Annotated in this window: 8 protein-coding genes; 1 reads left to right on the top strand and 7 read right to left on the bottom strand. The window is 68.2% G+C overall.

The window, feature by feature from the left end:
* Both NM2_RS48725 and NM2_RS06295 read right to left on the bottom strand, forming a co-directional pair.
* Positions 1-390 (bottom strand): alpha/beta hydrolase family protein (locus tag NM2_RS48725; protein ID WP_501193633.1); only part of this gene is annotated, 390 nt, incomplete at its 3' end.
* Between the two features lie 529 nt (positions 391-919).
* On the bottom strand, positions 920-1,303 hold the full coding sequence (locus tag NM2_RS06295) for an ArsR/SmtB family transcription factor (RefSeq protein ID WP_157120908.1): 384 nt from the start codon (positions 1,301-1,303) through the stop codon (positions 920-922).
* Positions 1,304-1,488: 185 nt separating this feature from the next.
* On the opposite strand from NM2_RS06295, the gene NM2_RS06290 reads away from it, so the two are divergent.
* A complete protein-coding gene (locus NM2_RS06290) occupies positions 1,489-2,895 on the top strand; it encodes an MFS transporter (RefSeq protein ID WP_281182401.1) in 1,407 nt (468 codons plus the stop codon).
* A gap of 120 nt (positions 2,896-3,015) precedes the next feature.
* Here NM2_RS06290 and proB read toward each other — a convergent pair whose 3' ends face one another.
* The 5 genes from proB to NM2_RS06265 all read right to left on the bottom strand — a co-directional run.
* Positions 3,016-4,116: a glutamate 5-kinase gene (gene proB / locus NM2_RS06285; RefSeq protein ID WP_174575608.1), complete on the bottom strand. Its 1,101-nt coding sequence runs from the start codon at positions 4,114-4,116 to the stop codon at positions 3,016-3,018.
* A gap of 280 nt (positions 4,117-4,396) precedes the next feature.
* The gene (gene obgE / locus NM2_RS06280) at positions 4,397-5,857 is read right to left on the bottom strand and encodes a GTPase ObgE (RefSeq protein WP_067665152.1); all 1,461 of its coding nucleotides are present in this window, start codon (positions 5,855-5,857) and stop codon (positions 4,397-4,399) included.
* A 474-nt stretch (positions 5,858-6,331) separates the two neighbouring features.
* Positions 6,332-6,598: a 50S ribosomal protein L27 gene (rpmA, locus tag NM2_RS06275; RefSeq protein WP_067665147.1), complete on the bottom strand. Its 267-nt coding sequence runs from the start codon at positions 6,596-6,598 to the stop codon at positions 6,332-6,334.
* A 79-nt stretch (positions 6,599-6,677) separates the two neighbouring features.
* Positions 6,678-6,989: a 50S ribosomal protein L21 gene (gene rplU / locus NM2_RS06270; RefSeq protein ID WP_040820290.1), complete on the bottom strand. Its 312-nt coding sequence runs from the start codon at positions 6,987-6,989 to the stop codon at positions 6,678-6,680.
* Between the two features lie 374 nt (positions 6,990-7,363).
* Positions 7,364-9,987, bottom strand: a 2,624-nt coding sequence (locus NM2_RS06265) for an Rne/Rng family ribonuclease (protein WP_157120907.1), incomplete at its 5' end; no start/stop codon positions are given.

The following is a 9,987-nucleotide window of genomic DNA, read 5'->3' as shown; positions in this document are numbered from 1 at the left end:
CCCGTGAATCCCCATGTCGGGCAACGTCGTCAGCGAGACATCGCCGCCACGGGCATTGATGAGCGCGACCATGCGATTCGCCAGCACGAGCCGGTTCACCCAGGGCTGAACGCGAGGGTACGGGCTCCCCGATGCCGGGATATGGTCCGAGAACTGGATATGGATGGGGATCCTGGTCAGCGCCGCGAACTCGTTCGGCGAGACCGGGCGAGGCGTCGCGGTGACGACGCCCTCGCCGACCGGTCCCGGCATCGCATCGGACGGGAACACGTAATCGGTCGGCTCGTAACTGAACACACCGCGAACGTGCCGGGAGGCGATTGCGGTGAGCCAGCCGTGGATACCGCTGGCGGAGTGAGTGATCAGGACGTTGTCGCCGATGCGATCCATCAGGCCGACCCCGCCAGCGGTGACGACTCCGGCCGTGCCGATCTTTTCCTGCGGACCGGTGTCGATGGTGATCCGACGGAAGAACTGGTCGAGCGCCGACGAGCCGATCCCTGACTTGCCTGCGGGAATTTGTCGCCGGGTCGTAAGCGCCCTTCTCGGTGAGCACCGCACCGCCGGTGAAGAAGCTGCCGCGACGTTCGATGAGGATCGGGCCGTGATCGTCGCGACGGCGCCCGTTCCGCCACCGATGAGCCGCCGACGCGAGATTGCGCCCCGTTGTCGGCGAAGCTCTGTGGATTTCCGGCCGAAAGGTGATTCGTCGTCGGGTTCCATCAGCTCTCCTGCGTCGGCCGTACCGGAGCCGACAATCGTTTATTCACGCAAGACTGTTCCGTTATCGGCCCGAATGCGGACGGATGATTCTCGGAGCTCGCAAGTCCAGCGGAATGCGTGGCGCCCTGCGCACACCTCGCCGACGCTGAGCACGCTAATCCGGTCGCGCTCGTGAGCCGGTGGCAGGGAACGTAAGTCAGTCGTGGGCGGGTTCGCCGGTGACGACGTGATCGGCGTGGTTGAGTCCTTCGCGCACGAGGCGGGTCAGGTGGCCGTCGCGGATCCGGTAGATCACCCGTCGGCCATCTTTGTGAGTCTCGACCAGGCCGGTGAACCGGAGTTTGGCCAGATGTTGACTGACCGCGGTGCGCGAGACGCCGCACGCCTCGGTCAGGGTGGTGACGTCGGCCGCGGTATCGGCCAGGATCGCCAGGATATGCAGCCTGGTCGGATCGGCGAGCATGCGGAAGGTATTCGTCGCGACGTCCAGACGCTGCTGATCCGGGGCGACGGGGTGAGCCAGACTGGGTTGCGTCAGTTCCGCCGCGTTGGCGCTGGTCGTATCTCCCATGATGCTCATCGCTTTCTGATGTTTCCCTTCACACGCACGCGCTGGAAATCGAGTTGCCGGGGCACGGAAGGGGCGTTGTAGTAGCGAGTGTAATGAGTGACCGGACGCTCCCCTGGCAAGCGTCGCGCCTATGACTGATGGATGCCCCACATTTCAATCCTTTAAGTGCGCACCCATGCACGTATGATCGGGGTGTGACGCTGCCGCAACCCAGACGCCCCGCTTCGGCGGTGACCTTGTTCTCGCACCGCGAATACCGGCATCTGTTCGGTGCGCAGCTGGTGGCGTTGTTCGGCAACGGGCTCACCACTGTCGCGCTCGGGCTGCTGGCCTATCAGCTGGCCGGACCGCGCGCGGGTGCGGTGCTGGGCACGGCGTTGACGATCAAGATGGTCGCTTACGTGCTCATCGCGCCGCTGGCCGGTGCGTGGGCGGATCGGGTGCCCCGGCGGATTGCGCTGGTGGGGCTGGATCTGGTGCGCGGCTCGATCGTGCTGCTGCTGCCGTTCGTGGGCCAGGTGTGGCAGATCTATGTTCTGATCGCGGTCCTGCAATCGGCGTCGGCGGCGTTCACACCGACCTTCCAGGCGGTGCTGCCGGACATCCTGCCCGACGAACGTGACTACACCCGGGCACTGTCGTACTCCCAGCTGGCTTCGAGTATGGAAACACTGCTGAGCCCGCTGCTGGCCGCCGTGCTGGTCGGGGTCGTGTCGTTCCACTGGTTGTTCACCGGCACAGCCGTCGGATTCCTGCTTTCCGCGTCCCTGGTGGTGTCGAGCCGGATCCCGGACGCCACCCGCCGCATCGGCGACACTGCCGTGCTCGACCGGATCCTGGCGGGAGTGCGGATCTTCACCGCGACGCCGCGCTTGCGCGGGCTGATGGGGTTGAATCTCGTGGTCGCGGCGGTCGGTTCGATCGTCATGGTCGACACCGTCAATCTGGTCCAGCAGACCCTGGCACGTTCCGAGTCCGACGTGGCCTGGTTGCTGGCTGCCAATGGGCTCGGCGTGATCACCGTCGCGCTCTCGATTCCCCGACTGCTCGAACGCATCGGTCAGCGCACCCTCATGCTCACCGGCGCCGGAGTGCTGCTCGCCGCGATCGCCGCCGCCGTGGCGGTGTCGACCGCGACGAACGGTGACTGGCGCTACCCGATCCTGTTTCCGATCTGGGCGACCATCGGCGTGGGTACCGGGCTGGTGCTGACTCCCACCGGGCGAGTGCTACGCCGTTCCAGCAACGCCGAGGACCGGCCCGCCCTGTTCGCCGCGCAGTTCTCCCTGTCTCATGCCTGCTGGCTGCTGATCTACCCGACCACCGGCTGGCTGGCCACCACCCTCGGGTTCACCACCACCTGGACCGTTCTCACCATCATGGCCGCGCTCGGCGCGGCCGCCGCGTCGACCTGCTGGCCGCGCCGCGACGACCAACCACTCGCCCACATCCACGACCCCGACGCCGCCCCCGAGCACCTGACCGACACGCGCCTGCTGCCCGACGGCAGCCATGTCCACGCCCACCCCATCGTGATCGACACCGACCACCGGCACTGGCCCCGACTCGACGAACTCACCGCTGTCACAACCCAGCCCTGAACCCGCCCGGTGCGCACCGAACCGGATTCATCAGCGGGCCGAGGTCGTCGTCGATCGCGAACGAATAGGACTCCGACAACACCGTCAGCTGGCGGTTGATCGTCCTTGACGCGCAACCCGTCAGACTTTGACCAGGTCGTCGGCGTGGATGACGGGACGTCGCATGCCCTCGGGGAGTTCGCTCGTGGAACGGCCGAGGACCGTCTCCAGTTCGGAGCTGTCGTATTCGACTACGCCGCGGGCGACGAGGGTGCCGTCGGGGGCGATGAGGTCGATCACGTCGCCGCCGGAGAAGCGGCCGCGCACGCCGGTGATTCCGGCGGCCAGCAGGGAGCGGCGGCAGTTGGCCACCGCGCGCACGGCGCCGGCGTCGAGCAGGACCGAACCGCGGCTGTCGGCGGCGTGCCGAACCCAGAACTTCCTGGCGGACAAGCGAATCGGGCGTGCGGCGAAGGCGGTGCCGACGGTGGCCCCGGTCAGCGCGGCCGCGGCGTCGGTGGCGGCGGCCAGCAGAACCGGAACTCCGGCGTCGGCGGCGAGGCGCGCCGCGGACAGCTTCGAGGCCATTCCGCCCGTGCCCAGCGCGCCACCGCTGCCGGCGATCACGCCGTCGAGATCGGCGGTGCCGCGCACCTCGGGGATGAACGTCGCGCCGCCCTTGCGCGGATCGCCGTCGTAGAGGCCGTCCACATCCGAGAGCAGCACCAGCGCATCCGCGCCGACCAGGTGCGCGACCAGGGCGGCCAGGCGATCGTTGTCGCCGAAGCGGATCTCGTCGGTGGCGATGGTGTCGTTCTCGTTGACCACCGCGATCGCGTGCAGGGAGCGCAGCCTGTCCAGGGTGCGCTGGGCGTTGCGATGATGTTCGCGCCGGGAGAAGTCACCGGCGGTCAGCAGCACCTGCCCGACCGTGCGGCCGTAACGCTGGAACGAGGTGCCCCAGGCGTGCGCCAGCGCCAGCTGGCCCACGCTCGCGGCGGCCTGTTTGGTCGCGAGATCCTTCGGCCGCGAGTTCAAGCCGAGCGGTGCGATACCCGCGCCGATGGCGCCCGAGGACACCACGACCACGTCGGATCCGGCGCGCATCCGCGCCTCCACCGCGTCGGCCAGCCGATCCAACCGACCGATGTCGAGCCCGCCCTCGAGACTGGTCAGCGCCGAGGACCCGATCTTCACCACCACACTGCGCGCCGACGCGATCACCTGCCGGGTCTCGCTCAGCGCGTGATCCGAATCCGCCTGCGTCATACCGGAACTCATGAGCCTCACCTGAACCGATCAGCACCACAACATTTTTCGAACTCCCGCGCTCGACCACGGACCGCACTCGACACACCACACCGCACCGACATCGCGACGGCACCGCGGCGAACGACAGCCCGTCGGGTGTCCTCGAGCCGCGACGGACGCGGGAAGCACGTGCGCGCCCGACCGCCGACCACGCCCGGTACACCACTGCGAACAGCGAGCGGCATCGCGAAAGCACTGCGGCGGTCAGCGGTCATTCGACGATCTCGTCGTCGGAGATCAGGCCGCGACGGACCCGGGACGCATGCTTGCGCTCGGCCGCGGAGATGCGTTCGGTCTGGTCGAGGCGGGGATCGGTGCCACGACCGGTCATCACCATGTCCACACCCGCGGAGATCTGCGGCTCCCACTCGAAGGTGACATCGCCGATCGTGACGGGCGCACCCGGTTCGGCGCCGAGCTTCTCGAGCTGCTCCTCGACACCGAGCCGGGCCAGCCGGTCGGCCAGATAGCCGACGGCCTCGTCGTTGTCGAACTGGGTCTGGTGCACCCAACGCTCGGGACGTTCACCGCGCACCAGGAATCCGCCCTCGAGTTCGGGATCGCGCTCGACGGTGAAACCGCTTTCCCCCGCGGCCACCGGACGGATCACCTGTCGCGGCGGGGCCGCCTTCGGATGCGCCGCGCGGTAGTCGCGGACCATCTCCGCGAGCGCGAACGTCAACGGCCGCAACCCTTCCCGGCTCACCGTCGAGATCGTGTACACCGGCCAGCCGCGCCCGGCGAACTCGGTGCCCACCATCTCGGCCAACTCGGCGGCATCGGGGATGTCGGCCTTGTTGAGGATCACCACGCGCGGGCGATCGGCCAGATCCCCGAGTTCGGAATCGGCCTTCAACGCGGGTTTGTAAGCGGCCAGCTCCGCCTCCAGCGCATCCACATCGGACACCGGATCACGGCCGGGCTCGAGCGTCGCGCAGTCCACCACGTGCGCGAGCACCGCGCAGCGTTCGAGATGACGCAGGAATTCCAGGCCCAGGCCGCGTCCCTCGCTCGCACCCGGAATCAGGCCGGGTACGTCGGCGACGGTGAACGTGGTGTCACCGCTGGACACCACGCCGAGGTTGGGCACCAGCGTCGTGAACGGATAGTCCGCCACCTTCGGCTTCGCCGCCGAGAGCACCGACACCAGCGAGGACTTACCGGCCGACGGGAAACCGACCAGACCCACATCCGCGACCGACTTCAGCTCCAGGACGACGTCGCGCTCCTCGCCGTCCTCGCCCAGCAGCGCGAATCCGGGCGCCTTGCGCGCCTTGGAGGCCAGCGCGGCGTTGCCGAGTCCGCCGCGACCGCCGCGAGCGGCGATATAGGTGGTGCCGATTCCGACCAGGTCGGCGAGCACGGCACCGTCAGAGCCGATCACCACCGTACCGTCGGGGACCTTCAACAGCAGGTCAGCGCCCTGTTTGCCGTCACGGTTACCACCCTCGCCGGGTTTACCGTTACCGCCCTTGGCGTGCGGATGGAAGTGGAAGTCCAGCAGGGTGTGCACATTCGGATCGACCTCGAGAATCACATTCCCGCCGTGCCCACCGTTACCCCCGTCGGGGCCGCCCAGCGGCTTGTACTTCTCCCGGTGCACCGAAGCACACCCGTGCCCGCCCTTACCTGCGCGGACATGCAGCACGACGCGGTCGATGAACTTCGACATGCTGTTGACCTCCTGTATCTTCGGCCTCCGCTTCGCTCCGGCGGGGCTGTGTCCAATTGCCTCCGCTTCGCTCCGGCGGGCCGCGGCCCCCAAGGGCCGATTCTTCTCTCCCTCCGCTCCCCCGCTCCACTCAGTCCAGAATCGACCCGGGCCGCGGCCGCGAGCTGACGTTATCCGGGGTGGGCGAACTGGGTGTCTACTACGGTGGTGCTATCTGAGGGTGGATAAGCATGGTGACCTGCGGTTACTGATACCTTATCGGGAGCGCGGTGCTGCTGTCGGCGTTGCTGGGTGGGTGAAACCTACCTGGACTGTGGTTGGTACTGGGGTTCGCACTCACTTCATGTCGCGGCCGAGTCTTCGGTCTTCGCGCGACGTGTCGTCCTCGATGACGTCGGCCCCGAACACACGAAGCGGGCCAGGGTTTCTCACCCTGACCCGCTTCGAAGAATGTGTGGAAGGCTCCGGTGCGGCTCAGGCCTGCACCGGCTCCGGGACCACGATGTTCACGGTCTTGCGGCCACGCTTGGTGCCGAACTGGACCGCGCCCGCCTCGAGGGCGAACAGCGTGTCGTCGCCGCCACGGCCGACGTTCACGCCCGGGTGGAAGTGGGTGCCGCGCTGGCGCACCAGGATCTCGCCGGCCTGGACGGCCTGACCGCCGAAGCGCTTCACGCCGAGCCGCTGGGCGTTCGAATCACGACCGTTGCGGGAGCTGGACGCACCCTTCTTGTGTGCCATAGCTTGTTACTCCTCGTGGCCCGGGACGATTGATCCCGGGATCTGGTGACAGGGACGGGGTGGCGGCCCCGCGAATCGCTTACTTGATGCCGGTGACCTTCAGGACCGTCAGCTTCTGACGGTGGCCCTGACGCTTGTGGTAGCCGGTCTTGTTCTTGAACTTGTGGATGCGGATCTTCGGACCCTTGGTCTGGTCGACGATTTCGGCGGAGACCGAAACCTTCGCCAGCTTGTCCGCATCGGTGGTCAGCTCAGCGCCATCGACGACGAGCACCGGGGAAAGCGACACAGCGCTGCCCGTCTCGCCCTCGATCTTCTCGACCTTCACCAGGTCACCGACCGCGACCTTGTACTGCTTTCCGCCGGTCTTGACGATCGCGTACGTTGCCATCGGTCGGCTGCCCTCTTTCTCTACTAGTGCTCGGCACTCTGCTCGCGCGGTTGGCATCCGTTGGAATCGGAAACCGCCGCACGACTGGTCTGGTATTCACCGCCGCCTCAGCGCCTGTGGCTCTCGTTCGAACCGGGCCACGGGCCAGCGCACAAGGCATTGCTGACGCCGAGCAGCGACTGTCCAAGGTTACAGGACGCGTACCCCAGCGACAAAACCAGGGTTGCGGGCCGGGTGCTGCTCGGCACCGCCTTCCCCGGCGCACCATCGTGTGCGTCGGCGAATCACGCGGTACGCGGGGCCCGGACTCTGCGCCCGGACCCCGCGTACCGTGATCAGCTGCCTGTGACCGATCACTCGGTCGGCCGGTCTGCTCAGTCGTCCTGTTCCGGCGCACCCGCTGCGCGTCCGGCGCTGCGACGACGCGGACGACTGCGCGGCACCGCGACCGGTGTGAAGTCGGTCACCGAGGCCGCGGAACCTTCCGACTGCTCGGAATTGGAGAGTACGAATACCGCCGCGGCGCTGTCGGTGCTGAGCGCGGCCGACGAGCGGGCGACCCGACGCCGGCCCTTGCGGGCGGGTTCGGCGGGCGAGACGTCCGATGCGGCCCCGGCCCGATCGGCGGCTTCGCCGTGGTCCACGGCTTCCCCGTCGGCCGCCGGCTCGAAGTCGGCGGCTCGCGCCGTCTCGTCGGCCTGAACCGACGCGGTCACACTCGTCCGGTCCGACCGATCGGCCTGCGCCGATCCAACGGTCTCCGGCTCGACCGCCGCCGCGGATTCACCGGCACGCGCCGAATCGTCCGAGCGACCCGACTCATCGGAATGCACCGACTCGCTCGCCCGCGCTGCATGCTCCCGAGCCGCCTCGCGACCGGACCGGGAACGGCGTCGACGGGACGGCCTTTCCGTGGTCTCCTCCGGCGCGGAAGCCGCCTTCTCCGGCTCCGCGGCCGACTCCGGCGCCACCGCGTCCACACGCGCCTCGGCGATCTCCTCACCGTGGTGCGCGGCCATCGCCAGCGCCACCGGATGCGCGCGCTTGGCGGCGGCATCCTCCTCCACGTGCACATCGGCGGGCGCCGAGGCCGCGGCGGGGGCGGGCGCACCGGACTTGTCCTTGTCCTTGCGACGACGACGGCCCTCGCGACGGCCGACGCCCTCCTCGGCGGGGGCGGACTCCACCGGATAGTCGTGCACGACGATGCCGCGGCCGTGGCAGTGCTCACAGGTGGTGGAGAACGCCTCGACCAGACCGGTGCCCAGCTTCTTGCGGGTCATCTGGACCAGGCCCAGCGAGGTCACCTCGGACACCTGATGCCGGGTGCGGTCGCGGCCCAGCGCCTCGGTCAGCCGCCGCAACACCAGGTCACGGTTGGATTCGAGCACCATGTCGATGAAGTCGACGACGATCATGCCGCCGATGTCCCGCAGGCGCATCTGCCGCACGATCTCCTCGGCCGCCTCGAGGTTGTTGCGGGTGACCGTCTCCTCGAGGTTGCTGCCGCCCGCGCCGGTGAACTTGCCGGTGTTGACGTCGATGACGGTCATTGCCTCGGTGCGGTCGATGACCAGGGTGCCGCCCGAGGGCAGCCACACCTTGCGGTCCAGGGCCTTGGACAGCTGCTCATCGATACGGAAGCTGCCGAAGACGTCGACGCTGTCGTTGTCGTACCGCTCCACCCGCGCCAGCAGATCCGGTGCGACGGTGCGGATGTAGTTCTCGACGGTCGTCCAGGAGCGCCCGCCCTCGATGACGAGTTTGGAGAAGTCCTCGTTGAACAGGTCACGAATGACCTTGACCAGCAGGTCGGGCTCCTCGTAGAGCGTCTTGGGCGCACCCGAGCCGTTCTTGGACTGATCATCGATGGTCTTCCAGGTGGCCTGCAACCGCTCGACGTCGCGGGCCAGCTCGGCCTCGGCAACGCCCTCGGACGCTGTGCGAATGATCACACCGGCGTCCTGCGGGACGATATCGCGCAGGATCTCCTTGAGCCGCTTGCGTTCGGTGTCGGGCAGTTTGCGGCTGATACCGGTCGAGGTCCCGCCCGGCACATACACCAGGAAGCGGCCCGCCAGGCTGATCTGCGTGGTCAGCCGGGCGCCCTTGTGCCCGACCGGATCCTTGCTCACCTGCACCAGCACGGTGTCGCCGGGTTTGAGCGCCTGTTCGATCTTGCGCTCCTTACCGCCGAGTCCGGCGGCCTCCCAGTTCACCTCACCGGCGTAGAGCACGCCGTTGCGGCCGCGGCCGATGTCGACGAACGCCGCCTCCATGCTCGGCAGCACGTTCTGCACCTTGCCCAGATACACATTGCCGACCATGGACGCCGAACCCGTGCTGGTCACGAAGTGCTCGACCAGGATGTCGTCCTCGAGCACCGCGACCTGGGTGACCGCGTTCGGGTGATCGACGAACGTCTTCTCGCGCACCACCATCACCCGGTCCACCGATTCGCGGCGGGCCAGGAATTCCGATTCGGTCAGGATCGGCGGACGGCGACGTCCGGCCTCACGACCGTCCCGGCGACGCTGACGCTTGGCCTCGAGCCGCGTGGAACCGCTGATGCCCTGCACCTCGTCCACGGATGCGGCGGCGACGCGGCGCTTGTTGCGCGGTTCGCGCTCGTGCACGACGGTGTTCGGCGGATCGTCGTCCGACGCCTCGTTCTCGGCATCTTCACCGGCCTTGCGGCGACGGCGACGACGGCGGCGGCGGGTCGAACCCTCCGGCACGGCGTCGCCGTCCTCGGCACCGCCTTCGGTGGACTCGGATTCGGTGGCGCCGGACTCCTCGGACGAATCCTCGTTCTCCTCGGAATCCTCCGACTCGTCGGTATCGCCGTCCGAGGACTGCTCGCCCCGGCCCCGGCCGCGACCGCGACGACCGCGACGGCGACGTCGCGAACGGCCGCCGTCCTCGGAGTCCTCCCGGGACTGATCGTCGTCCCATTCGCCCGATTCGGTCTCCGACTCGGTGGTTTCGGTAGTGGCCG

It is taken from the genome of Nocardia miyunensis NBRC 108239 (genome assembly GCF_001613065.1).
Lineage (GTDB): Bacteria > Actinomycetota > Actinomycetes > Mycobacteriales > Mycobacteriaceae > Nocardia > Nocardia miyunensis.
The sequence above is the reverse complement of the archived record's forward strand: the minus strand, read 5'-3'. Positions and strand labels throughout refer to the sequence as shown.